The 24,198-nt window shown below is 64.3% G+C and carries 25 protein-coding genes; 9 read left to right on the forward strand and 16 right to left on the reverse strand.

Annotated elements, in window-relative coordinates:
- The 6 genes from AADX97_RS24705 to AADX97_RS24730 all read right to left on the reverse strand — a co-directional run.
- Nucleotides 1–123 (reverse strand): type II toxin-antitoxin system RelE/ParE family toxin (locus AADX97_RS24705; RefSeq protein WP_374239332.1); only part of this gene is annotated, 123 nt, incomplete at its 3' end.
- Between the two features lie 874 nt (nucleotides 124–997).
- Entirely contained in the window at nucleotides 998–1,669 is a 672-nt protein-coding gene (locus tag AADX97_RS24710; protein ID WP_374236791.1) for a cysteine hydrolase family protein, read from the reverse strand.
- Nucleotides 1,670–1,996: 327 nt separating this feature from the next.
- Nucleotides 1,997–2,161, reverse strand: coding sequence for a hypothetical protein (locus AADX97_RS24715; protein ID WP_374236790.1), 165 nt, complete (start codon nucleotides 2,159–2,161; stop codon nucleotides 1,997–1,999).
- A gap of 428 nt (nucleotides 2,162–2,589) precedes the next feature.
- Nucleotides 2,590–2,778 (reverse strand): diguanylate cyclase, encoded by a 189-nt coding sequence (locus tag AADX97_RS24720; RefSeq protein ID WP_374239057.1) that lies wholly within the window; start codon nucleotides 2,776–2,778, stop codon nucleotides 2,590–2,592.
- 3 nt (nucleotides 2,779–2,781) lie between these two features.
- Entirely contained in the window at nucleotides 2,782–3,144 is a 363-nt protein-coding gene (locus AADX97_RS24725; RefSeq protein WP_374236789.1) for a hypothetical protein, read from the reverse strand.
- A gap of 736 nt (nucleotides 3,145–3,880) precedes the next feature.
- Entirely contained in the window at nucleotides 3,881–4,648 is a 768-nt protein-coding gene (locus tag AADX97_RS24730; protein ID WP_374236788.1) for a sensor histidine kinase, read from the reverse strand.
- Nucleotides 4,649–4,739: 91 nt separating this feature from the next.
- Here AADX97_RS24730 and AADX97_RS24735 point away from each other — a divergent pair, with 91 nt between their 5' ends.
- The 3 genes from AADX97_RS24735 to AADX97_RS24745 all read left to right on the forward strand — a co-directional run bounded on the left by AADX97_RS24735 (nucleotide 4,740) and on the right by AADX97_RS24745 (nucleotide 7,407).
- Nucleotides 4,740–5,438 (forward strand): response regulator transcription factor, encoded by a 699-nt coding sequence (locus tag AADX97_RS24735; protein WP_374236787.1) that lies wholly within the window; start codon nucleotides 4,740–4,742, stop codon nucleotides 5,436–5,438.
- A gap of 241 nt (nucleotides 5,439–5,679) precedes the next feature.
- Entirely contained in the window at nucleotides 5,680–6,111 is a 432-nt protein-coding gene (locus AADX97_RS24740; RefSeq protein WP_374236792.1) for a DUF29 domain-containing protein, read from the forward strand.
- A gap of 195 nt (nucleotides 6,112–6,306) precedes the next feature.
- The gene (locus AADX97_RS24745) at nucleotides 6,307–7,407 is read left to right on the forward strand and encodes a 3-deoxy-7-phosphoheptulonate synthase (protein WP_374236786.1); all 1,101 of its coding nucleotides are present in this window, start codon (nucleotides 6,307–6,309) and stop codon (nucleotides 7,405–7,407) included.
- Between the two features lie 145 nt (nucleotides 7,408–7,552).
- Here the strand turns inward: AADX97_RS24745 and folE are convergent, their stop codons facing one another.
- Nucleotides 7,553–8,191, reverse strand: a complete 639-nt coding sequence (folE, locus tag AADX97_RS24750) for a GTP cyclohydrolase I FolE (protein ID WP_374236785.1) — start codon at nucleotides 8,189–8,191, stop codon at nucleotides 7,553–7,555.
- A gap of 152 nt (nucleotides 8,192–8,343) precedes the next feature.
- Between folE and AADX97_RS24755 the strand changes: the two genes are divergently transcribed.
- Both AADX97_RS24755 and AADX97_RS24760 read left to right on the forward strand, forming a co-directional pair.
- Nucleotides 8,344–8,721 (forward strand): CidA/LrgA family protein, encoded by a 378-nt coding sequence (locus tag AADX97_RS24755; protein ID WP_374236784.1) that lies wholly within the window; start codon nucleotides 8,344–8,346, stop codon nucleotides 8,719–8,721.
- The gene (locus tag AADX97_RS24760) at nucleotides 8,714–9,448 is read left to right on the forward strand and encodes an LrgB family protein (protein ID WP_374236783.1); all 735 of its coding nucleotides are present in this window, start codon (nucleotides 8,714–8,716) and stop codon (nucleotides 9,446–9,448) included. Before AADX97_RS24755 ends, AADX97_RS24760 begins: the two co-directional genes overlap by 8 nt.
- Before the next feature lie 186 nt (nucleotides 9,449–9,634).
- Here the strand turns inward: AADX97_RS24760 and AADX97_RS24765 are convergent, their stop codons facing one another.
- From AADX97_RS24765 to AADX97_RS24785, 5 genes are all read right to left on the reverse strand, one after another.
- Entirely contained in the window at nucleotides 9,635–9,826 is a 192-nt protein-coding gene (locus AADX97_RS24765; RefSeq protein ID WP_374236782.1) for a DUF2892 domain-containing protein, read from the reverse strand.
- A 406-nt stretch (nucleotides 9,827–10,232) separates the two neighbouring features.
- Entirely contained in the window at nucleotides 10,233–11,237 is a 1,005-nt protein-coding gene (locus AADX97_RS24770; protein ID WP_374236781.1) for a TAXI family TRAP transporter solute-binding subunit, read from the reverse strand.
- 200 nt (nucleotides 11,238–11,437) lie between these two features.
- Nucleotides 11,438–11,875 carry a universal stress protein gene (locus AADX97_RS24775; protein ID WP_374236780.1) on the reverse strand — a complete coding sequence of 146 codons (438 nt, stop codon included), beginning with the start codon at nucleotides 11,873–11,875 and terminating at the stop codon, nucleotides 11,438–11,440.
- A 59-nt stretch (nucleotides 11,876–11,934) separates the two neighbouring features.
- Nucleotides 11,935–14,133: a TRAP transporter permease gene (locus tag AADX97_RS24780; protein WP_374236779.1), complete on the reverse strand. Its 2,199-nt coding sequence runs from the start codon at nucleotides 14,131–14,133 to the stop codon at nucleotides 11,935–11,937.
- A gap of 115 nt (nucleotides 14,134–14,248) precedes the next feature.
- Entirely contained in the window at nucleotides 14,249–15,121 is an 873-nt protein-coding gene (locus AADX97_RS24785; protein WP_374236778.1) for a TauD/TfdA family dioxygenase, read from the reverse strand.
- Between the two features lie 339 nt (nucleotides 15,122–15,460).
- Here AADX97_RS24785 and AADX97_RS24790 point away from each other — a divergent pair, with 339 nt between their 5' ends.
- Together AADX97_RS24790 and AADX97_RS24795 are read left to right on the forward strand one after the other, a co-directional pair.
- A complete protein-coding gene (locus AADX97_RS24790) occupies nucleotides 15,461–15,925 on the forward strand; it encodes an NUDIX domain-containing protein (protein WP_374236777.1) in 465 nt (154 codons plus the stop codon).
- Nucleotides 15,926–16,064: 139 nt separating this feature from the next.
- The gene (locus AADX97_RS24795; RefSeq protein ID WP_374236775.1) at nucleotides 16,065–16,715 is read left to right on the forward strand and encodes a hypothetical protein; all 651 of its coding nucleotides are present in this window, start codon (nucleotides 16,065–16,067) and stop codon (nucleotides 16,713–16,715) included.
- A gap of 217 nt (nucleotides 16,716–16,932) precedes the next feature.
- Here the strand turns inward: AADX97_RS24795 and AADX97_RS24800 are convergent, their stop codons facing one another.
- A complete protein-coding gene (locus tag AADX97_RS24800; protein ID WP_374236774.1) occupies nucleotides 16,933–17,571 on the reverse strand; it encodes a histidine phosphatase family protein in 639 nt (212 codons plus the stop codon).
- A gap of 177 nt (nucleotides 17,572–17,748) precedes the next feature.
- The gene (locus tag AADX97_RS24805) at nucleotides 17,749–18,696 is read right to left on the reverse strand and encodes a DUF808 domain-containing protein (RefSeq protein WP_374236773.1); all 948 of its coding nucleotides are present in this window, start codon (nucleotides 18,694–18,696) and stop codon (nucleotides 17,749–17,751) included.
- A gap of 137 nt (nucleotides 18,697–18,833) precedes the next feature.
- Between AADX97_RS24805 and radA the strand changes: the two genes are divergently transcribed.
- On the forward strand, nucleotides 18,834–20,195 hold the full coding sequence (radA, locus tag AADX97_RS24810; RefSeq protein WP_374236772.1) for a DNA repair protein RadA: 1,362 nt from the start codon (nucleotides 18,834–18,836) through the stop codon (nucleotides 20,193–20,195).
- A gap of 88 nt (nucleotides 20,196–20,283) precedes the next feature.
- Here radA and AADX97_RS24815 read toward each other — a convergent pair whose 3' ends face one another.
- The gene (locus tag AADX97_RS24815) at nucleotides 20,284–21,564 is read right to left on the reverse strand and encodes an HlyC/CorC family transporter (protein ID WP_374236771.1); all 1,281 of its coding nucleotides are present in this window, start codon (nucleotides 21,562–21,564) and stop codon (nucleotides 20,284–20,286) included.
- A 240-nt stretch (nucleotides 21,565–21,804) separates the two neighbouring features.
- Here AADX97_RS24815 and AADX97_RS24820 point away from each other — a divergent pair, with 240 nt between their 5' ends.
- Nucleotides 21,805–22,803: a recombination-associated protein RdgC gene (locus AADX97_RS24820; protein WP_374236770.1), complete on the forward strand. Its 999-nt coding sequence runs from the start codon at nucleotides 21,805–21,807 to the stop codon at nucleotides 22,801–22,803.
- A gap of 74 nt (nucleotides 22,804–22,877) precedes the next feature.
- On the opposite strand, the gene AADX97_RS24825 is transcribed toward AADX97_RS24820, so the two are convergent.
- On the reverse strand, nucleotides 22,878–24,158 hold the full coding sequence (locus AADX97_RS24825) for a PHB depolymerase family esterase (protein WP_374236769.1): 1,281 nt from the start codon (nucleotides 24,156–24,158) through the stop codon (nucleotides 22,878–22,880).
- Nucleotides 24,159–24,198: the final 40 nt, after the last annotated feature.

A 24,198-nucleotide genomic window follows, 5' to 3' on the forward strand; every position in this document is an offset into this window, starting at 1 on the left:
GAGATCGGCATCAATGAGACCCTGCTCCGCTCGAAGGACGGCTTCGCGCAACATCCCGTCCCGGATCTTCTGCTTGCGCGCGAAGCGCTCGAACCAAGCGTTCTTGAAGATCCTCACGTGCACTTGTGCTCCGGTTCGATGTCATACTTAGTGTTATATCACAAAGTCATAGGGAATGACCTACGCCACGATCCAGGCGTTTGTCAGCACAAGGCCAGCATGATCGGCGGTGACTATGGTCTGTTGTCGGACGAATGTGGGTCAGTAAGGTCCGATGTCGTCAGGGCCTGCGGGCCGGATCCGACAATACTTGCAGGTCAGACGTCGGAAGTTTGCGCATCGCTAAAGCTAGGCGCGAGCGGATCGCTGCCCCGGCCAAAGCTGTCTTTGCCGAGAGCACCCAGCGTCCGGTTTGCGGTCCGTTCCAGACGTCGAAGCAGTCGGCGCTCGGTGGCCGTAATGGGTCGTGACTGGTCCGTCGGTCGCCGGACGGCGGGTGACCGGTATCGGGATCGAAGAGTCACCGCCTTTCGGGCGCTGGGTGACCGGTCAGGGCCGATTGCTGCCGTTAGGGTCGCCTGAACCGAACCAAGACCAGATGGACCACCGGCAGCCGCAAAAGCGGTGGACGAATCCGGTAGGGTCAGCGCGGATTACTCTGAGGAATTCCCGTGGAATAAAGTGACCGACAACACGGGTTCGCGCCTGGCCGTCGGTGATGTGGGGCCCCGGGGTTTTGGGGTGCGCTCGATCGCCTTGCGATCTCCGGAACCGGGGAATCCAATGCGAAGTCACCGCCGCCATCACGAACGTGTACGCGACGCCGTCGGATCGATCACCGTGCGCGTTGCGATAGAGGCAGTCGGTGTTCCTCGGTTGCGGATGGAACGCTGCGCCGGGGATCCGCCGTAAGGCTGCCGGGTCCGCTCGTATGCCGGGTCAGGATTGAGCCGCGGCCTTTTCAACAGGGTTCGTGCCGGGTTCATGATGGTCCCCCTCAAAGCCCCATGATTTCCCGCAGCTCCACGCTGGTGAGTACCTGGCAGTAGATCATATTGATGATCTCCAGCTCGCGTCGGTGCAGCGCGTCGGTGCCTGCGGCGCAGCAATCCTCGACCACGACCACGTTGAAGCTCTCATCGGCCAGGCTGCGCACCGTGGAGGAGACGCATTGATCGGTAAAGATCCCGGTCAACACCAGATTGCGGATACCCAGGTTGGCGAGGATCAGGCGCAGATTGGTGCCGGTCAAGGCGCTGTCGGTGGTCTTGGTCACCACGATCTCGCCGGGGTGCGGCGCCAGCTCGGGGACCAGTTGGCTCGCCGCATTGTCCTTCGGCAGGAGCAGCGCGTTCCAGCCCGGCTTCTTCTGGCTGAGCGAGCGATCCCGCCCGTCCTCCAGCAAACAGGCGATACGCGCATGGATCACGTCCATGCCGTTCGCGCGGAAGGCATCCTGCAACGCCTGGGTGGTCGGGATGACGATCTCGCGCATGCGCCGCTGGAAAGGGAACCAGCGCGCAGCTTCCGCCGGATCCTCCGCGACCTCCAGATAGATGTTCTGTACGTCAATGCTCAGCATCGCCGTCTCCGCCGGATTCAGAAGCAGATCCGGCGGTTCGGGTGCGTGCTCGTAGTAGAAGGAGCGGTAGGCGGTCTTCCAGCTCATCGGGGGCCTCCGGGTGAAGATACGGGCGGATGGATCGCGCGAACGAACCGGGCACGGGCGAGCCTCCCAGGGCCGATGACCCCGGCGAGCGTTGCCCCTGTCGAGATCGCGATCGAGGGCGCGGGACGGACGACCTGGCTGACTACTCGCGATGCTCCCGCGGCCAGCGGGGCGTCTCGTGGGCGATTGCTCGGCCGGGGGTGACGATCCGACCCAGGACCGCGAGGCGTCCGGTTTCGTCCAAGTCTGGCCATCGGCAGGGGGCGAATCGCTCTGGAACACCAGCCGACCGGGTGGCGCCATCCGGCCTGCCTCGTTCTGGACCCGCTACCGAGGAACCCCGCGATACAGCCGATCCACCCAGTCCCGGAACCAGGCGGGTCGCGCGAGGAGAATGTATGCGAGCAGCATTGCGGCAAGCGGGACTGCGAAGGCGGCGGTGTCCACCAGGACGATCAGCAGGGCCAGAATCAGACGGTGGGAGAGACGCATGACGACCTCGGGTTGGCAATGGTTACGACGCGGGCGGGATTCGGGGCAGCCCCTTAGCCGGTCGCGGGTCGCTCGAAGGCGGTGCAGGCCGAGCGCGCGATGGCCCGACACTGCCTTCGGACACTCGGGATCGAGTCGGACTCCCGCCGACTGACCCGGCACGGCTTTGCGGTATAGCCGATCCGGACGAGGCGGTCCGGGTGTCGGGCCGGCGGTTGCGCTGCGCCGCTGTCATGCTCTCGTTCTCCTCTGCTCTCGGCCCGCTGGGCTTTGTCCAACGCACCCTCTCGACACCTAGGCTCATGCGTTCGATGGCGTTGCCGTCGCGGACGCGGCCTGTGGGTACAAGGCCCGTGGGTCGCAGTATCCGGTCAAAATCATCCCGTTGTCGATCCGGCTCACGCGATTGCCGACACGGCCATCTCGCCCTAGGCCATCTCGACCCGGTTGCGGCCGGCGGCTTTGGCGCGGTAGAGGGCGGCGTCCGCCAGACCGACCAGGGCGTTGGGATTGGCCGGGGCATGCTCGCTGGTCAGGGCAACACCGATGCTGACGGTGACCAGTCCGCCTGCCGCACCTGGGTGCGACAGGCCCAGCGCCTCGATCCCGGCGCGAATGCTTTAGGCCATCCGCAGCGCCGCGGCGGGCAGGGTGTCGGCGGCAATCAGGGCAAACTCCTCGCCACCATAGCGCGCCGCCAGGATCTCCCCGGCGATGGCCTCAAGCGCGGGCTCGGCCAGGTTGGGGTCCGCTGCGATCTGCTCGGCCAGCCGGCGATTTTCGGCGATCAGGGCATCAATCCCGGCCTGCAACGCCCGCTGAAAAGGCTCAAGCTGCTGGCTCAAGTCCCTGGCCAACTGGCGTTCCCGATGCAGGGCGTCATAGTGCTCGATGCCGGCGATGAGCACGATGGAGGCGAGCAGCAGCAGGGTCGCTGATACGAGCGTGCGCCGCATCGGTTGCCCTGGTGTCGTTTTGGTCATGCCTCGCACTGACACGGCTGTCTCTCAGCCTCGACCACCGCCGGGACCTTTATGATGGCCCTGCCGTACGAACAGAACACGCCTGAGCGGCTCAAGACGCAACCGACACCTGCCCGCGAATCATGCGAGCCGCCAACGATACATCCTGCTCATGAGCAATCATGCCGTCCCGCGCAGTGAGTGCGCCATTCAGGTGATGCTCAACGCAAAGTCCTTGACGAACCGATTGAATTTCTCAGGCTCCTCGTAGAAGAGCAGATGGCCGCCGTTCTAAAAAATCGTGGTCGCGCCGAAAGCAGGTCTCAGGCTAGTCCTAAACGAGGCCGTCGTGGCTCTCAAAAACTCTCACTTTGAGAGCAATGGTCAAGCGAGGTTGAACCCGGATGGTTGGTGGGCTTAGGCGAATTCCGGAAACCTTCATGCCAAGGGCGTAGGTTTTGCCGAGCCGTGCGAGGCACAACCAACCGTCTGCGCAAGTTGTGCTTCCTATCGTCAGCACAACCTACGGGTATGGAAGTTTGCGGAAATCTTCTTGGTGATTTCCTGGAAAGGATCTCCCAGCGTGGGGCGAATTCATTTGCCCCTTGTATGCCCGGAAGACCTATAGGTCTTCCGGGCATGCGCAGTTGGTTGGCTTATTCTCGGAAATCTCCTTAAACCGCGCCAGCTCCGATAATCGTCGGAGCTGGCGCATCCAAGCCACTCAACACATGACGCCTATCGCACCGGGCGCGGTTTAGGCGGACTGCCCGGTTCCGGGCAGGTGGATGACAAAGCAGGCGCCGTGCGGCGAGTGGTCTTGAATACTGGCCTCTCCACCATGCAGGCGGGCAATCCGGGGCATGATGGAGAGCCCCAGACCGCTGCCGAGTCCGGTATCCCTGCGGTAGGAGCGTTCGAACAGGGCTTGCTTGTCCGCGTCCGGCACGCCGGGGCCCTGGTTGGCAACCTGCCATTCCACGCCGTCGGATGTCTGGCGTAAGCGAATCTCCGGTGGCTGTCCGGCGGGGCTATGGTGCAGCGCGTTATCGACCAGGTTATAGAGCGCGATGGCGATCAGCTCCGGGTCAACGCTGGCCGGAACAGGCGCGGGCGGCGGGTCCCAGCGCAGCGGCTGCGTGTAGCGTCCGACGATTTCGCCGGTCACCGCCACAAGGTCGACCTCCCGTCGCATCAGCTCGAAGCTGAGGTCGCGCAGCCGATCCTGCGTAATGAGCGCGTTGGCCAGAGGGATCAACCGCTGAGTTGCCCGGTACATGTTGTCGTGCCGCGCCGCGACAGCGGGAGTGATCTCGGCAGCAAGGAACTTTAGCGAATCGAGCGAGCTCTGTATGATCGCCGCCGGGGTGCGAAATTCGTGCGAGTCCAGCGACAGGAGCTGACGCTGTTCCGCTTCCGCCAGGGAGACGTCTTCCAGGGCCTCGCGCAATCCTTGCCAGACGCGCAGTGTTCGATCAGTGCTCGCCACCGAACGGCCATAGATCAAGGCCAGGGACAGGAACACCAGTTTGCCCAGACCGGCCCCCCAAGGCTAGAGTGTGAACATCGACCAGACCGATGCTCCAGATCAGATTGTCGTTCAAGCGCGTTCCACCATGCCCAAGTCCTCCTACACCGTTGCCATCGTCGAGGACGAACCGGTTCTCCGTCAGGAGCTCGCATTCCAACTCGAACACCTCGGGTTCGACATCCAGGCGTTCGACAGCGTGGAGGCATGCTACCGGTACCTGGCCGTGGGCCCAAGAACCCTGTTGGTGCTCGACATCGGTCTGGAGGGAGAGGATGGACTCTCGGCCTGCCGGGATCTGCGCGCGCACGAGATGGCCGTCGGTATTGTCTTCTTCACCGCCCGCAGACTGCACCATGAACGCATCGCCGGGCTCGAAGCAGGTGCCGACGCCTATCTGGTCAAACCCATCGATCCCCTGGAGCTCTCCGCGATCCTCAACAACCTGGGACATCGTCTGTACGGCACGGAAACGAATCGCACACCGGAGCAGGACATCGGCAGCCACTGGCTGATCGACCCGAAAGCCGGCGTTCTGATGGGGCCGGAGGAGATCCGGGTTCCGCTGTCGCGAGATGATGAGCGCTTGTTGGAAGCCTTGCTCGAACACCCGGACGATACCTGCCCAACCGTCGGGCTGGCCGCCGCCTTGGGCATGTTGCCGGACGACCTGCACAAACACCGCATCGAGGTCATCATCAGCCGGTTGCGTCGCCGGGTGCTCCAACTCACCGGGCGGCAACTGCCGCTACGTAGCGTGCGCGGCGTAGGCTATCGTTTGTCATGAGCCGACCGCGGGCGTTAGATACAAGGTCTTGCCTGGATGTTTATCGGTGGAAGCTGGATTGGCTGTGTTGATGGTTGAGTCCCAGGGGCAGTAGATGTCACTCGTACGTAGGGGGAGCGTCGGCTGTCCGCGCGATTGCGGACTCCAACCGACGTCACTCCAGTGTCCGGAGCCGGGGCCCAGCTGTCACCGGCCCCGGCGCACCGACCGACAGTAGGAAATCATCGTGGAGCGTGATGCCGTGGGTACGCCTTATGAAACCGATATCATTGCCTGGGCCAACGAGCAGGCGGCGCTACTGAGGGCCGGCAGATTTTCCGACCTTGATATCGCGCGAATCGCCGAGGAGATCGAGGACGTGGGCAAAAGCGAGCGGCGAGAACTGGCAAGCCGGGTGGTGGTTCTCTTGGTTCACTTGCTCAAGTGGCAGTTCCAACCCGGCCGCCGCGGCTCCAGTTGGCAGCGGACGATCAAGGAGCAACGCCGGAGTATCGCCGCGCACTTGCGAGAGACGCCAAGCCTTAAGACCGCGCTCGCCGATCCAAATTGGCAAGAGGGGGTCTGGGCGGATGCAACCGCGAAGGCGATCGACGAGACTGGCCTCGATTTGTTTCCAGAGGACTACCCATGGACGATCGAGCAGATTCTTTCATCGGACTTTTATCCGGGGTGACGGCTGGATCTCGGGCAACCGGGTCTTGCCATTTGCATCATGTGAGCTGAGTGCGCGACATTGCGACCTCGCGACCCCGCCCTTAGTGCCAGCCGTCGGCCAAGCCGGTAGCGAAATAAGCCGCGCTTTGAACGGACCGGAACGAGGCGATTGCGGCTCCCTATGCCAGCGGCGGCGACACCTTGAAGGAGATCGGTGAGCGTGCAGAAAACGGAAAACCTCAACGTCAGCGGCTTCGATCCGATGCCCTCGCCGCTGGCGATCCATCAAGCCGTGCCGATCTCCAATGCGGCATCGGCGACCGTGCTCGCAGGTCGCGAGACCCTGCAGGCGATCTTGGATCGGCGTGATCCTCGGATCTTTGTTGTCGTCGGGCCTTGCTCGATCCATGACCCGGTCGCCGGCTTGGATTACGCCCGGCTGCTCAAGGTCTTGGCCGATGCGGTCTCGGATCGATTGGTGTTGGTGATGCGGGTCTATTTCCAGAAGCCGCGCACCACCACCGGATGGAAGGGCTACATCAACGATCCGAACCTGGACGACACCTTCAGCATCGCCGAGGGTATGGAGAAGGCGCGACGATTCCTGCTCGAGGTCACCGAGCTGGGTTTACCCACCGCGACCGAAGCGCTCGATTCCATCGCCCCTCAATACCTGTGGGATCTGATCTGTTGGACGGCCATCGGCGCGCGGACTTCGGAATCGCAGACCCATCGGGAGATGTCTTCCGGGCTGTCGACTCCGGTCGGCTTCAAGAACGGCACGGACGGCTCGGTCGACACCGCGATCAATGCGATCCTCTCGGCGGCCCAGCCGCACAGCTTTTTGGGCATCAACGCCCAAGGCTTGACCAGTGTCGTCCGAACCCGCGGAAACCGCTACGCGCATCTGGTGCTGCGCGGCGGAGGAAATCGTCCGAACTACGACACCGTCAGCGTCGCGATGGCCGAGGAGGCGCTAATCAAGGCTGGACTCCCCGCGAACATCGTCATCGACTGCTCGCATGCCAACAGCTTCAAGCGACCGGAGCTTCAGCCGCTGGTGATGCACGATTGCGTGAATCAGATCTCCGGCGGAAGCCGATCGATCGTTGGCCTGATGGTGGAGAGCTTCATCGAGGCCGGACAGCAATCGATCCCCGCGGACCTCGAACAATTGCGCTACGGCTGCTCGGTGACGGATGCCTGTGTCGACTGGCCGACCACCGAGCGCATGATCCGCGACGCGCACGCCGCTCTGCCCGACACCGTGCTTTCGCGGCGTATGCTCGGGTCGCTCCGCGATCCATCCGATTGATCCGAGCAGCCGTCGGCGGCCGTTGTGCTTCCTATCGTCAGCACAACCTACGGGTCTGGAATCTTCCGGAAATCGCCTGATCGGTTCCCCGACAACGAACCCATAGGGTGAAGCGCCTGTTGTCGCCTTGGACCGCGTCTGGCCATCATCCCTTGATAAAGGACATAAACTCGGAGCGCGTGCGCGGATCGGTCTCGAAGGTGCCGCGCATGGCGCTGGAGACGGTCGAGCTGCGTTGCTTCTGCACGCCGCGCATCATCATGCAGGTGTGACTGGCTTCCATCACGACGGCGACGCCGTGCGCGCCGAGGTGCTCCATAAGGGAGTCGGCGACCTGACTGGTCAGGCGTTCCTGGACCTGCAGGCGGCGTGCGAAGACGTCGACCACGCGGGCGATCTTGCTCAGGCCGACGACCTTGCCGTTGGGCAAATAGCCGACATGCGCATGACCGAAAAAGGGCAGCATGTGGTGCTCGCACATTGAGTAGAACTCGATATCGCGTACGACCACCATCTCTTTGACATCTTCCTCGAAGAGCGCCTTCTTGATGATCTCCTCGGCGGACATCGAATAGCCGCTAGTGAGGAAGTCTATGGCCTTGGCGACCCTCAAAGGGGTGCGGCGCAGGCCCTCGCGATTAGGGTCTTCGCCGATCTCGCCGAGCATGCTCTTGACGAGCGATTCCTTACGGGCGTCGTAGACCTCGTCGTCGGAATCCGCCTCGAAGCTGGTCGCGTAATGGCTGTTGGTGAAGACCTGAGTGAGCTTGGGTTTCTCTACCATGATGTTGCCTAAATGGTCCCCGTGCTGTGACACGGCGTGCTGACGGACGTCGACTTGAACGAACATTTGACAAGATGGTGGGGGCCGTACCGGACAAATGGAACCTGGCGACTCGCCGCGTTCGTTCGGCGATTTTCATGTAGGCTGTGGCGATGTTGCACGCTCTGACCTTGATCCTGCTGTGCCAACTCGCCGGCGAGACCGTTGTCCTGCTGACCGGGCTGCCGGTCCCCGGGCCCGTGCTCGGGATGTTGCTCCTGCTGGGGTGGCTATTTCTGCGCGGCGGGATCTCGGAGGCGCTCGGGCGCACGGCCGATGCGCTGCTCGCGCATTTCTCGCTCCTGTTCGTCCCGGCCGGGGTCGGCGTCATGCTGCACTGGGAGCGTCTTCAGGGTCAGTGGCCGGCGATCGCCGCGGCATTGCTGCTCGGGACACTCGTCACGCTGGCGGTCACCGCATTGACGATGGCCGGCGTGCAGCGGCTCCTCGCGACGGTACGCCGGCGTCGAGGGGGTGCCGCCGGTGACTGACACCCCCTTCACCGAGATTTGGGTCTATCTCTCGGCCTCGCCGCTGCTGTGGCTGTCGGCGACATTGGTGTGCTATCTGGCGGCCGATCGGCTCTACCGGCTCGGGCGCGGGAGCCCGCTCCTGAATCCGGTCGCGGTGGCGGTCGCGCTCTTGATCGGGATCCTCACGCTCACCGGGACGCCCTACGCGGTCTATTTCGACGGGGCGCAGTTCGTCCATTTCCTGCTCGGGCCGGCGACGGTCGCGCTGGCCATCCCGCTGTATCGACAGCGCGAGCGTCTCGGCGCCTTGGCCGTGCCGATCGGTGCGGCCCTGCTGGTCGGGGTGTTGACGGCGAGCTTGAGTGCGATTGGGCTTGCGGCCTGGCTCGGCGCCGATATTGCAACTCAGGTGTCTTTGGCCCCGAAGTCGGTCACGGCGCCGGTGGCGATGGGCGTCTCGGAGAAGCTGGGCGGGATCCCGTCGCTCACGGCGGTTCTGGTGGTGAGCACCGGCATCGTTGGCGCGGTCTTCGGCACGGGCGTTCTGAGACTGCTGCGGATTCGCGACGATGCGGTCAAAGGGGTCGCCATGGGCGTGACCTCGCACGGCATCGGCACTGCGCGTGCGTTCCAGGTCAGCCCGACGATGGGTGCCTTCTCGGGTCTCGCGATGGCGCTGTCGGCCTTTCTGACCGCCGCGCTGCTGCCCTCGGTCTTGGATTGGGTCGGGTTGGTGGGCGGATAAGGCGATTTCCGGAGCATTCCATACCCGTAGGTCGTGCTGACGATAGGAAGCATAACCTCCGCCGACGTTTGGTTGTGCCTCGCACGGCTCGGCACAACCTGCCGCCTTGATCGGCTTGGGTTGGTGGGTGGATCAGTGAGGGAGGGCCGCGGCGCCGCGGGAACGCGGCGCGCAAGAGGGGAGCCCCTATTTTTTCTCGACGGTGCTCATCGTCATGAGGCTGTAGGCCGGGCAAGAGCGTACGTAGGCGGTGGCGATCAGGACGAGTCCGACGAGGCCGAGCCAATTGCTGTTGAACAGACCCCAGAGGATGATCAGGGCGCCGGCCCCGAAGCGAATCTTGCGGTCTGTCTCACCGATGTTCTTGGTCAGTTCCATGCGATGCACCTCTTTCAGTGATGGTCTTCGAGGATTTGATGCCGATCCGACCTCCTAGCGTGTGACCGCGTGCGGGTCGAGTCGACTTGAGAGCGCCGTGACATCTTCAGGCCGCGTAACCATACACTTGCTATGGTTTATAGGGAACCCCTAGGAAGGGTTCAAAAATAGGTAAAAACACCTCGACGAAAGTACACCCTTGCCACACTTTCCGTGTCATTGTTGTCGTTGTCGTTGTCGTTGTCGTTGTCGTTGTCGTTGTCGTTGTCGTTGTCGTTGTCGTAACCGTAATCGACGACGACATCGATTAGGTTCGCCGCTCACCTTATCTCCGACACGTGACCCAGGGTGGCTGCACCTCGGGGCGGCTCCGCGGAGCCGCCCGGGTGCAATCCGCGACGCCAGTCTATTTCTGTGCTTCGGTTAGGGTCTTGCCCTGCTCGATCCAGAACTTTTGGGCGCCCGCATGGACCGGCGTGACGACACCTTCCAGCCCGCTTTCCAGTGTCATGGCCGTCGCCGCCTGCGAGACACTGTGCATAAAGGCCAGCCCCTCCTCGGAATAGATCTCGCTGATGGCCTGGTACATCAGATCATCGGAGATGTGGCGGCCGGCGACCCAGATGGCGCCGTCTGAGATGGTGACGACGTCGTAGTCCACGCCCGAATAGGTCCCGGCCGGTATGGTGACCTTGACGTAGTAGGGATGGTCCTGCGACAGGCTGCCTTTTTGAGCAGCCTCCCAGACCTGGAGCAGGCGGATCTTGTTGCTGGTCGCCGCTTGGATGACGGAGGCATTCGGGAAGCCGGCGAAGACCCAAAGTGCGTCGATCTGACGGTCGCCCAAGGCGGATGCGCCTTGGGTGTAGCCGATGAACTGCGGGCGAATCTTGTCCCAAAGGCCCAGGCTTTCGAAGAAGCGTTGCGCGGATGCCGCGGCGCCGGAGCCGGCCGGTCCGACCGCGACCTGCTTGCCTTCCAGCTGCGCGACATCGGTGATCCCCGAGCCCTCGAGGACGAGGAGATGAGCCGGTGCGCCGTAGAGGAAGGAGGCCGCGCGCGTGTTGCGGTATTGGGCGGTGTCGTTGGTCAATTGACCCTGCATGCCGAGATAGAGGTCACCGGCGTAAACGATCCCGAAATCGGCATCGCGCGAGTTGACGCGACGCAGGTTCTCGACCGATCCGGCCGAGGCCATGTTCGAGACATCCACGCCTTCCAGGTTGCGCGACAACAGGGTCGCGATCCCGTTGGAGAAGAACTGGAAGGTGCCGCCGTCCGGTCCGCCCGAAAAGGCCAGCCGTTGCACCTGGGCATTCGCGATCGGCGCGCCGGCAAGGACGACCGCCGTCATCGCGGCGGCGGCGAGACCGGCCACGCGGGTCAGCTTGAACCTCTGCTTCTTGATCATTCTGATTTCCTCATGGTGATGCGACGGGCTGTCGCTTGGGCATCGGCGGAGACGATTTCCGCCATGTTTCTCCGATGGTGGCCAAGTCTCGGCTTTGGGCAGAAGCCACGACACCCGATCCGGATGCGTCGCACATCCGGTTGCCGGGCATCGGTGCGTGCGGCTTCGGCGTGCCGTGGCGGCCGTGGGAACCTTACTCCCTACTCCCTGACGGTGAGTACGGGAATGGGCGAGCTGCGGACCACCTTCTCGGCTGTCGATCCCATCAGCATCTTTTCGAGACCTGCTCGCCCCTGGGTGCCCATCAGGATGAGATCGGCACCGATCTTCTTGGCCTGTCGGATGATCTCCTCGTGACTCTTGCCGACCGCGATCTCGGTGGTGACCGGCATGTCCTTGAAATAGCGGTCACGAAACGCCTGCATGTCCTCGACGGCATGTTTCTCGATCTCCGCCGCGAGCTTCTCGTAGACCTCTGCGGACAGCTTGCGCGCATTGCGATCGGAAAACTCGTTGATGACGTGCAGGAGTGTCAGGGAAGCCCCGCAGGTGTTCGACAAGGAGCGTGCGAGATCGCATGCACGCGCGGAGCCTTTCGAGAAATCGGTTGCGAAGAGGAGGGTCTTGATCTCGGCCATAGGGACTCACCTGCAGTTGGAGAAAACGGATCGGGTCGCGACACATCTGCCCTGCTGCACTAGATCCTTGCTGCGGGGCTCAAAGGTGTCGCTGCGGCGTCGCGCTGCAGCCACCAGACCAGCGCAACGACGGTCAGCCCGGCGGCGTCCGTGACAAATCCCGGCCAATACAGCAGGAAGGTCGCGACCCCCAACAACACCCATTCGACGAGTGTCGTCTTGCGGCGCAGGAAACCCATGGCGAATGCCCCGAACGCGATCGTTCCCAAGGTCGCCGAGACGAAGGCGCTGAAGATCTCCCAGGTGGTCCCGTCCAGGAGGATCGCCGGCACGTAGGCGAACAGGAGAGGCATCACATACAGCATCTTCGCGAATCGGAACGCGGTCCACCCGGTTTTCCAGGGGTCCGACCCCGCAATGGCCGCCCCCGCATAGGCCGCGACGCACACGGGCGGGGTGATGTTCGAGTCCTGCGACAGCCAGTAGACGATCATGTGCGCCGCGATGGCCGCCACACCAAAGTGCCCGAGCGCCGGAACGGCCAGCACCGCGACGATCAGATAGGCCGCGGTCACGGGCACGCCCATGCCGAGCACCAAGGAGGCGATCGCGATCAGAACCAACGCCAGGAACAGGCTGTCGCCGGCCATCGAGATGACGAGATCGGAGAACTTCAGCCCCATGCCGGTCAGGGAGATGACGCCGACGATAATGCCGATCACGCCCAGCGTGGCGCCGATGATCAGGGTATTGCGCGCACCCAGTTGGATCGCCTCCCAGATCGCGCGCGGTCCCATCCGCGTGCTCGGGTGTGCCCAGCTCACCAGGATGCACGAGAGGGTCGCCCAGAAGGCGGCATTGCCGGGCGAGCGTCCCATCAGCATCAAGGCCGTGATGATCACCAAGGGCAGCGCATAGAACCAGCCGCTCTTGAGCACGGGTCTCCAGTCCGGAATCGTCTCGCCCGGGATGCCGACCAGGCCATGCTTCTTGGCCTCGAAATGGACCATAAAGAATACCGACAGGAAGTAGAGCAGGGCCGGGCCGACCGACAGAAGCATGATCTGCGAGTAGGGTATCCCGGTCAGCTCCGCCATCAGGAAGCCGCCCGCACCCATGATTGGCGGCAGGAACATACCGCCGATGGAGGCTGCCGGCTCGATCGCCCCGGCGACATGCGGCTTGAAGCCCGCGCGCTTCATCATCGGGATGGTGAAGGCGCCGGACGACACGGTATTGGCGATCGCGCTGCCCGAGACTGAGCCGAACAGGGCCGAGGAGACGACCGCGACCTTGGCGGGTCCGCCGGTCGAGCGTCCGGTCAGCGCCAAGGGCAGATCGATGAAGAACTTGCCGGCACCGGACTTCTGCAGGAAGGCGCCGAAGAAGATGAAGAGGATGACGTAGGTGGCGAGCACGCTCGCCATCACCCCGAAGACGCCGTTCGTGGTGAGAAAGAGCGAGGTCGCCAGGCGCTCGAAGCGGAAGCCGCGATGCGCGAACAGCTCAGGGAGATAAGGTCCGAGCAATCCAAAGGCGATCATGCCGATCCCGATGAGCGTGATCGACCAGCCGAGGACCCGTCGGCAGACCTCCAGCGACAAGAGCAGGCCGATGATGCTCACCAGCATGTCGACCTGATTCTCGGCGCCCGCGCGGTAGTTCAACGCCTCGAACTGGCTGATCCAGTAGATCACGGTGCCGGCGACGATCGCCGCCATCAGCACATCGCTCGCGGTGGGGCTTTGGTGGAAGCGTCGTGACAGCCATTGATCGAGCGGCAAGAGCACGATGGCGAAGGGCAGGACTAAGATCAGGGTCGTGCGTAGGGCGCCGAAGTCATCGGCCCATGCCTTGGCGAAGCCGTCGTATTCCCAGGTCTCGCGAAACAGCGTGATCTGGTTGTAGAACGCGGTCGGGGACTCGAACACCCAGAAACAACTGACCAAGACCGCGAGCATCGCGGCGGTCCAGACCGACATGGCCCCGACGGCGAAATGCCCGCCCGCCGGATAGAGCAGGAATACCAGGACAAAGGTGATGAGGACGTAGATGCCCAGGTGATATTGGGTGTCGAGCGCCTGAACCCCGGCGCCATAGAAGTAAATGAGGACCATCGTCGCACCCAGCAGCGATGTCAGCCAGAGCCAAGGGCCGCGGACCCGTCGCTCCGCTTTCGCGTCCTTCTGCATCAACTCCTGGACCTTCTTGCGCTCCTCGCTGCTTAGGCCACCGAGCGACCGATCCGTTTGCGCCATCGTCGTTACCCCAAGGTTTTTTATGGCCCCGTTACGGCGTCTTATCGGGGATAAGGGAGCGTGCAGCATCGCAGCCTAAGCGTCAACGGGAGTGACTTTAGCGCGTTAGCGCCGATCAGCTTTCGGCGAGACGGTCGTAATAGCGTGCGCGATACAGCAAGCGTGGCTTCTGACCGTCGGTAAAACCGGTGCGAGTGTGGAGCACGTTGTTCGAGATCAGACCCCAGCCGGAGTCGAGGTGGCCTGTGAAGTGCCAAGGCGATGGCGTGCGCAGGATTGCCTTGAGGCAGGTCACGGCGCTGTCGGTCGAGGGATCGTCGCGCCAGAGGATGTTGCGGTTGCGGTCTGTATAGCGCATGTGCAGGCGTCCGTCCGGTCGGATCGAGAAGACGGGGCCCGTCCGCTCCGGGCGGAGCTCGATGCCGTCGACGACATTGGCGGGGATCATCATGCAGCCCGGATGCATCAGGGTACGGATATGCTCCGGATCGCAATCGCGCACGAGGATGTAGACGATCTCGTGATCGAGCAGTGCGTTCTCGCCGCCCGTCTCGGCGGGCTGTACGCAGTGCAGGAGCAGACCATAAATCTGCTGCTCCGGCGTGTTGTAGTAGCCGTCGGTGTGCCAGGCGATGGGACGATTGGAGTAGGGGATGTAATGGCGGTGCGCGGCGTCGGTCTGCACGGTGAGCGAGGTCACGGCATCCTCGTCGGCCCCGCGGTTGTGATCGAGCCGGTGCAGGCCGAAGCGTGCGCCGAGTGTGATCGGGATCGCCTTGTCCGGGTCGTCGCCGCTCGTGCCGATATAGATAGCCATGTTGGCCCGGCGGCAGCGCTCGAGGATGGCTGCATGCTCGGCATCGCTCAAGGTGCGCGGATCGCCGATCTCGACGACGAGGTCCGTCAGTGCGGTCGGGGCCGCGGCGAGCTTGCGCTCCTTCCAGCGTTGATAGGTGTTGTCGTCGTCGAGGTCGAAGGGGTTGCTCACCGGGATCTCCGTGAAGTGTCGGGGATCGGACCCTAGCGGCTGCGTGGTCTTCCGACATTGATCCGCGTCAGTCGGGTTGACGAACAGGGAGATCGGGCCTCTTCATCGCTTGTCCCCGGGACCTGTGTCTGCGCGTGTGGATAAGCTGTGCGGACATCGGCTAAGCCGCGGGCGGGTGTAGCCGATCTCGGCCATGGTCGAATCTTGACCGGTGTGGATGCGTTGGCCATTCGATTGAGGGGCGCCCGGGCCTGCCCCGACAGGCCCCGTCGTTGGTTGATCTCCCGGCGCGCGTTACAGTGTCCGAACCCCGAACCCCGAACCCAAGGAAAAACCCCGATGTCTGTCCCAGTCACCCCGTTGCTTGCCGCCGATGCCATCATCGAGCTGGTCGACCGACCCGGCCGCCCTTTCGTGCTGATCGAGCGTCTTAATCCGCCGCACGGATGGGCCATCCCCGGCGGCTTCGTGGATGTCGGCGAGCGCATGGAGACCGCGGCGATCCGCGAGGCCGCCGAGGAGACCGGGCTCGCGGTGACCCTGCGCGCCCTGCTCGGGATCTATTCGGATCCGGCCCGCGATCCGCGCGGCCATACGGTCACCGCGGTCTATGTGGCCGAGGCGCGCGGCGAGCCGCGGGCGATGGACGATGCGCGGGACTTGCAGGTGTTCTGCCCGGATGCGCTTCCGGCGGTGCTGGCGTTCGACCATGCGCTGGTGTTGACGGATTATCGACGTTATCGGGTGGATGGCCTGCCTGCACCGCTGCGGCTCGATGGCGACCGGGCCGACGGCAGCGATTGATTCGGCCTATGCGCCGCACGCGAATCGGCTATCCTGATTCGAGGAAAACGCAGTCCGATACGGACGGCTGTCTGCGGGTCGATACACCCGGACAGACCTCGCCGAGCGGGCGAATCGGAACCGAGACCGGAGATCCCAGATGCAAGCCGTGATCGACCGAGGCTTCTGCCTCAAGAACCCCGTCAAGATCGTTCAACTGTTCGGGCTCGACGTCTTCGTTGGGATGCTGCTGAGCAAGGACAAGACCCTGCTGCAGCGCATCGCCGAGAAGTATCAGGCGCAGCGCGTGCCCATGCCTGGAGCCATCGGCAACGCCTACAAGCTTTCGGCCCTATTCGAGTTTCGCGTAGCGCACATCTACGCGGCCATGGCCGAGCGTTTCAAGTCCAATCCCGAGGTGCACCGTTTCTTCCTTGATCTGCGCGACGAGGAGATGGAGCACGGACGGCTCATGCTCGCCTGTCTCTACCAGGTCGCCGTCAACCGCGAGGTGGACTTCGTGCCCAGCGTGCGCGACCAAGAGATGCGCGAATCGCTGAATGCACTGCGCGAGGTCGAGCACCGCGTCCCAGAGATGAGCTTGGAAGAGGCATTCAAGGTGACAAACGAGCTGGAGGCCGGCGAGGTCAACGTGATCTTCGGTCGTCTGCTCACGCAGGTCGGTCGGGCCGAGACCGAGCTCTTCGCCGAGCAGCTCAAGGGCGCGCAGAGTCACCCCGAGTCCGTCCCGAGACGGATCAAGGAGCTGAAGGCACGGTTGGGGCCGGACGGGCTGGCTGCTGCGGCCTGACGCCCGTGGCGCGGACGTGTTTCGTTTGTTTTTGAATTGCTCACGGGGCGTTGCGTTCTGCTGTGCCCGGTTCGGTCTTGTTTAGGCGAACTCCGGAAACCTTCCTTCCAAGGGCGTAGGTTGTGCCGAGCCGTGCGAGGCACAACCAACCGTCGGCGCAAGTTGTGCTTCCTATCGTCAGCACAACCTACGGGTATGGAAGTTTGCGGAAATCGCCTTAGGGACCGAAGTCCATCCGCCAGACCGGCTCGAGCGTGCCCCTGTCCTGATCCGAAAGTCGCATCAACACCGCTTCTCCCGAGGCGGGATAGATGCCGGTGAGCGCTGTGACCGTCACCTGATGCGTCACCAGCACGATGGGCTCGCCGTTCAGAGGTTGATCCTCCAGAAACGCTTCGAGTGCGGCCAGATTCGGCCCGCGATTCCCTCGGCGCTCGTAGAAGGAGTTGAGGGCCGGCAGCGGCGTGACCGGTCCGAGCCCCAGCAGCTCGGCGGTCTCCAAGCAGCGGCACCATTCGCTCGAATAGACCCGCGCATGCTCGATCCCGCGCGCCCGCAGCCAAGCCCCGATAAATCTCGCCTGCTCGCGCCCGGCATCATTCAGGTTGCGCTGGGTCGAGCAGTCGTCTATGCGAAACCCCTGCGGATCGCCCGTTCCCGGGGCGTAGGCGTGGCGCAGCAGCAGAACCGCACCGCCGTTCTGCATCCGTGTGGCGAGATCCGCATCCTCGACATCCTGTGCCGCGATCGCCTCCGTGCCGAGGATCGCCCAGATGACCGCCCAGAGAATCGTACAGCGGAGGCAGAGACTGCAGCATCCGACGAACCATGATCGTATCGGGGGTTTCGGACGCATCGATCGTTGCTCTCTGTGTTCGTCGGGCCTTTGTTTTCGGTCGACGGTCGACCGGGTCCACCTCGGTGAATTCGGGAACAGTGATGCCATGCGGCACGCCGGTCCGCGATGCCGGCGGTGTGTTGGGCACGCTGCGCTTTGCCCAACCTACGGGTATCACCATCTCTGGAAGGCGCATTAGGCTCGGAAAACGCCGGCGACGCGTGAGCCCGCGGTGACGACACCGAGGATGAGGGCGCCTGCGAGTACGCCGACCAGCGCGTTTAAAAACGGCGTGGTCAGGGCCTCCAGGATCGGTCCAATCGTCGGAACTGCGGCGGCGCCATGGCTCAGGAGATGCAGGATGTCGTGTGTTCCCGGGATCCCGTGGACCAGGATCCCGCCCCCGACTAGGAACATGGCGGCTGTTCCGACGACCGCGAGGATGCGCATCAGGCGCGGTGCGGCGGCGAGGAGCAGGGCGCCGAGGCGTCGCGCGAATCGGGTGCCGAGGTCCTCGCCCGTACGTTGCTGCAGGTAGAAACCGGCATCGTCCATCTTGACGATGCCCGCGACCAGTCCATAAACGCCAACTGTCATCAAGATGCCTACACCCGCCAAGACTGCGACCTGCACGCCGAAGGAGGCGCCGGCGACGATCCCGAGGGTGATGACGATGATCTCCGCCGAGAGGACGAAGTCCGTGCGGATCGCACCCCGGATCCGGTCTTTCTCGAAGGTCGCCATGTCGACATGTGGGTCGAGCAGGGTGCGGGTCAGCTCCGCATGACGTTCGTCCTTTTCCTCGTCATGCAGAAAGGCGTGGGCCAGCTTCTCGAAACCCTCGTAGCAGAGAAAGGCCCCGCCGAGCATCAGGAGCGGCGTGATGGCCCAGGGTGCAATGGCGCTGATGAGCAGCGCCGCCGGAATCAGGATCAGCTTGTTCTTGAACGAGCCGAGCGCCACCGCCCACACCACCGGCAGCTCGCGCTCGGCGCGTATCCCGAGGACCTGCTGGGCGTTCAGCGCCAGGTCGTCTCCGAGCACGCCGGCGGTCTTGCGCGCGGCGACCTTGGTCATGACCGAGATGTCGTCGAGGACGGTTGCGATATCGTCGAGCAGGGTGAGCAGGCTGGCCCCGGCCATGGGATGTTCTCGAGTGGGTTGAGGTTGCGCGGATTCTATACCGAGCGTGCGTGGCGATGACGAACGGGCTCAAACCGATTCGACGGCCGAATCGGCCTACAATGGGGCCCATTCATTGGACGGAGCGGACCTGCCTTATGAGCAACCCTAAGACCCGCAGCAGTTATGTCTGCAGCGCCTGTGGTGCGCGTCAGCCGAAGTGGGCGGGTCAGTGCCCGGACTGCGGGGCCTGGAACAGCATGGTGGAGACCGCGCAGATCGCGCGCCCCGTCGTGCGCGGCGGTTACGCAGGTGCGGCCGAGTCCCCGCGCGTGGAGAGCTTGGCCGAGGTCAGTCCCGAAGATCGGGTGCGCATCCAGAGCGGAATCGGCGAGCTGGATCGCGTGCTGGGCGGCGGTCTGGTGACGGGCTCGGTGGTCTTGATCGGCGGGGATCCGGGAATCGGTAAGTCGACCCTCCTGCTGCAGGCGAGCGCCTCGCTGGCGCGCCACATGCCGGTGCTCTACGTCAGCGGCGAGGAGTCGCCTCAGCAGATCGGGCTGCGCGCCCATCGGCTCGGGCTGGCGGGCGAGGGCATCCATCTGCTCGCCGAGACGAATGTCGAGGCGATCCTCGCGGCGGCGTCGCAGGAGCGGCCGCGCGTGATGGTCGTCGACTCCATCCAGACCCTCTACACAGACACGCTGCAATCGGCCCCCGGCTCGGTCTCCCAAGTGCGCGAGGCGGCGGCGCAATTGGTCCGTTTCGCCAAGCAGCAGGACACGGTCGTCTTTCTCGTCGGCCATGTGACCAAGGACGGCACGCTCGCCGGTCCGCGCGTGTTGGAGCACATGGTCGACACCGTGCTCTATTTCGAGGGCGAGCCGGGCGGTGCCTTCCGCTTGGTGCGCTCGGTGAAGAATCGCTTCGGTGCGGTGCACGAGCTGGGCGTTTTCGCGATGGGCGACCGCGGGCTGCGCGAGGTGAAGAACCCCTCGGCGATCTTTCTCTCGCGCCACGACGAAGCGGTCCCCGGCAGTCTGATCATGGTGACCCGCGAAGGGACCCGGCCCCTCTTGGTCGAGGTGCAGGCGCTCGTGGACGAAAGCCCGCTCGCCAATCCTCGCCGGGTGGCCTTGGGACTCGACGGCAACCGCCTGTCGATGCTGTTGGCGGTGTTGCATCGTCACGGCGGCGTGGCCATGTTCAACCAGGATGTCTTCGTCAACGTGGTCGGCGGGGTGCGGATCACGGAGACCGCCGTCGATCTTCCGCTCGTTATGGCGGTGCTGTCGAGCTACCGGGACCGACCGCTTCCGCTGGATCTCGCGGTCTTCGGCGAGGTCGGCCTCTCGGGCGAGGTTCGCCCGGTCCCCAACGGTCCGGATCGGCTGCGCGAGGCAGCCAAGCACGGTATCCGTCGGGCCATCGTGCCGGTCGGAAATGTCCCGAAGGAGGGTGTCGAGGGACTGGAGATCACGGCGGTGAAGACCCTCGCGGAGGCCCTCGACGGGGTCTGAGGCGATTAAACCGCGCTTGGCGAGGTATGCGATGTTTTTGAATGGGCTCGGCCCCGGCAGCCTTGACGAGCGTTGGAGCCGGCGCGGTTTAAACGAGCGCCCGCCCCTTGCGGGCCGGGCGGGTCACGACCTTGACGGTCTTCACCCCGTTGTCGGCCGTTTGCAGGATCTCGATCGCATGATCGTGGAGCTTGAGACTGGTGCCGGGCTCCGGAATGGTCTCGAGGTATTCCAGGATCAGTCCGTTCAGTGTCCGGGGTCCATCGGTGGGAAGCGTCCAGCGCAACGCCCGGTTCAGATCACGCACGCCGATGCTGCCGTCGATCAAGAGGCTGCCGTCTTCGCCGCGATGAATCTCCGGGATGCTGTCGGCCGGGTCGGTTGTAAACTCACCGACGATCTCTTCGAGCAGATCGGTCAGGGTGAGGAGTCCGAGAAAGTCGCCGTATTCATCGACCACCAGAGCGACGCGCCGCTTACCGCGCTGGAAATTGAGCAGTTGTTGATAGAGCGGCGTGCCTTCGGGGACGTAGTAGGGCTCGCGGGCGATGGCGCGCAGATGCTCCTTGTCTAGGCCCTGCTCCAGCATCGCATGCAGGGCGTGCTTTGCGTGGAAGACACCGATGACGTTGTCGATGCTGCCGTCGAACAGCGGCATGCGCGTATAGCTGGAGTTGCGGATCGCATGCAGGATCTCGTCCTCGCTGTCCTGGATGTCGATCCCTTCCACCTCGTTGCGCGGAATCATGATGTCTTCGACCGTGGCGCGCTCCAGATCCAGGATGCCGAGCAGCATGGAACGGCTGCGCTCCGGGATCATGGCGCCCGCCTCGCTGACCACGGTGCGCAGCTCCTCGCGGCTCAGCGCCGTACCCTGAGCGCCCTCCGGCGTGATTCCCATCAGGCGCAGTATCCCGTTGGTGAAGAGATTGACGAACCAGACGATCGGATAGAGCAGCTTGAGCAACGGCTTGTAGATATAGGCCGCCGGAAAGGCCAGGCGCTCGGGATGCAGCGTGGCGTAGGTCTTGGGCGTCACCTCCGCGAAGATCAAGATCACCAAGGTCAAAAGGCCCGCGGCGATGCCGATCGCCGCCTCCCCGCCGAGGCGCAAGGCGATGATGGTCGCCAAAGACGAGGCCATGATGTTGACGAAGTTGTTCCCGAGCAGGATGAGCCCGATCAGGCGGTCGGGTCGTTCCAGCAGTGCACGGGCCAAGCGGGCGCCTCGGTGGCCGCCGTCCGCAAGGTGTTTGAGCTTGTAGCGGTTGATAGTGAGCAGGGCCGTCTCCGATCCGGAGAAGAAGGCCGAGAGCATGAGCAACAGGACGAGCGCGAGAAAGAGGCCGGGTAGCGAGAGTTCATCCACCTTGGATTCCGAGCTTGGCGATGGGACGAGCGTCGCTACAGTATACCGGGCGCGTTGCGAATCCGTGTTTCCGTGTCGGTATCCAAGCCGAGTCCGACCGCGTCCCGCCTCAGGCTCTCTCGCGCCGATCGCCCCGACTGGACCCGCGGATCGGCGTCCCGGCGCATCGACACCTCGACCCGGCGCTTGCAGTTCGGCGAGGCTCGGTCATAATCCCGGCCTTTTTGACCGGGGTCGAAGATGTTCAAGAATGTACGACTGTATCGATTGGCGCGCCCGTTCGGTCTGGACGCCGACACGCTCGAGGCCCGTCTCGAGGAGCGCCGCTTTCGGCCCTGTGGTCCGCTGGAAACCGCGACGATGGGCTGGGCGGCGCCGCTCGGCGATGGCTCGACCGCGCTCGTGCATGCGGTCTCGGGATGCTTCCTGATCTGCTCGCGCAAGCAGGAACGCCTGCTCCCCTCGGCAGCGGTCGCCGAGGCGTTGGATGAGCGCGTCAACGATCTGGAGACGGCGGAGTCTCGCGACGTGGGCCGCGCCGAGCGGCGCCGGCTGCGCGAGCAGATCATGGCCGAGATGCTCCCGCGGGCCTTCACCCGGTCGCGTCGCACGCTGCTCTACGTCGACACGGAGGCCGGTTGGCTGGTCGTAGACTCGGGGAGCGATCGGCAGGCCGAGGACGTGATCTCGCTGTTGCGCGAGACCATCGAGACCCTTCCTGCCCGGCCCCCCGCACCGCGTATGGAGCCGCCCAAGGTCATGACCGGCTGGCTGTTGAACGGCGATGCGCCGAGCGATTTCCAGATCGGCGATGCCTGCGAGCTGCGCGATGTCAGCGACACCGCGAGCCTGATCCGCTGTCGCGGACAGGATCTCGGCAGCGAGGAGATCCTCGCCCATCTGCGTGTCGGCAAGCAGGTCTTGAAGCTGGCCCTGAACTGGGAGGAGCGACTCGACTTCGTCCTGGCCGAGGACATGTCGCTCAAACGCCTGCGCGTCGGAGATGCCCTGCTCAACGAGCTCGACGACGGCGACCTCGAGCCCGCAGCGCGCATGGACGCCGAGCTTGCGATCCTCGCATTGCAACTGCGCGAGCTGATCGCCCGGTTGGATGCGATCTTCGGCCTCGTCGGCGACGAGGATGCGGCCGGCACGCCGGCGCCATTGCCGCAAACCGAACCCGCACCCGCGCCCACGAAGGTCACGCCTTCGCCGGCGGAGCCGCCGCCGTGGGTGTAAGGGGCGACTTAAGTCGCCCCTACCGCGCATTCGGAGATCCGCCCTCTGCGCCATGACCGCGGCGCAAACGGCCCTCAAGGCGCGGCAGTGCGGGGGTGCTCCATGAAGAACCGCAGCATCTCGCGGCTGGCGTCGGGTCCGTGCGGCTCGGTGTAGGAGCCGTCGGAGCTGCCGCCGGACCAGGCGTGGCCGGTGCCGTGCAGGATCCACTGCTCCAGCTGCGCCCGTCCGTTCTGATCGGCGTAGAGGCTGCGGGTGTAGCGGATTCCCCCGGCCGATTCGCCCTGAACGAGCGTTTTGCGTAAACGCGCGACACCCGGCGTCCCGGTGATGACCTGATCGGCGTTGACCGGGTTGACGGTGGTATCGAGATCACCGTGGAAGACGATGGTCGGGACCAAGGGTGCCTTGCCGTCCGGCCCGCGGTGCCGATGGCCCGATGAGTCCTGAGACAATCCGCCCTGAAGCATCGCCGCGAGTGCCGACGGCATGTCGTCGGCGGCCCCGTAAGCTAGCCCGGAGTGCACGCCGATCGCGGCGTAGAGGTCCGGGTAGGTGGCCCCCATGATCGCGGCGGCGGCACCGCCGGCGGAGAGTCCGGCGATGTAGACGCGATCGGGATCGACCGCGTAATCGCGGATGATCTCGCGGGTGATGCCGGCGATCAGCGCAGGCTCGCCGTGCCCGCGCTGCTGGTCCTCGGGGCTGAACCAGCTCCAGCATTTCATGGCGCTGCTCGACAGGGATTGCTCCGGGTAGGCGACCAGGAACAGCTCCTGCTCGGCCAGGCTGTTCATGCGGGTGCCGGCCGCAAAGTCGTCGGGCGACTGGGTGCATCCGTGCAGCATCAGCACCAGGGGCAGCGGTTGCCCGCGGTAGCCGCTCGGGATGTAGAGTTTGTAGGCGAGGGTGCCCGCGGAAGCGGTGTGGCGATGTTCCTCGAACTGCGCCCCGTCCGGGAGCACGACCGGCGCGCGGTCGATCGGGAATCCGGTCCTTAGACCGGGCATGCGTCCCGCGAGCCGTTGTTTCATCCGACCGAGCACGCCGCGCAAGGCTTCGGGGATCTTAGGTGCTGCAACGCCGCTGCGATGCCCCGAGGTAGGCTCCGCGGGCGCCGGATCGCCGTCGGATTCAGGCGCAGTCCAGGCGCCTCCGGTGTGCGGGTCGGGCGGCTGCATGTCGTGCACGCGCGAGGTGCCTCCCGACGGCGTCGGCTCTGCATCGCGCACCGCGCCGGGCGCCGCAGGCGCATCGACCTGAGCGCCGCGCAGCATGGCCATGGCGTCCTGGAGCCGGCCTTCGCGGGTCAGGCGGGTCACTTCGGCCATGTCGATCTTGCCCAAATGAATCATGGGTCGGGTCCTCGAGTCGAGAGATGCGGCGCGGGCGCGC

The sequence above is a fragment of the Thiocapsa sp. C2-2m genome, assembly GCF_041903745.1.
GTDB classification, from domain to species: domain Bacteria; phylum Pseudomonadota; class Gammaproteobacteria; order Chromatiales; family Chromatiaceae; genus Thiocapsa; species Thiocapsa roseilacustris.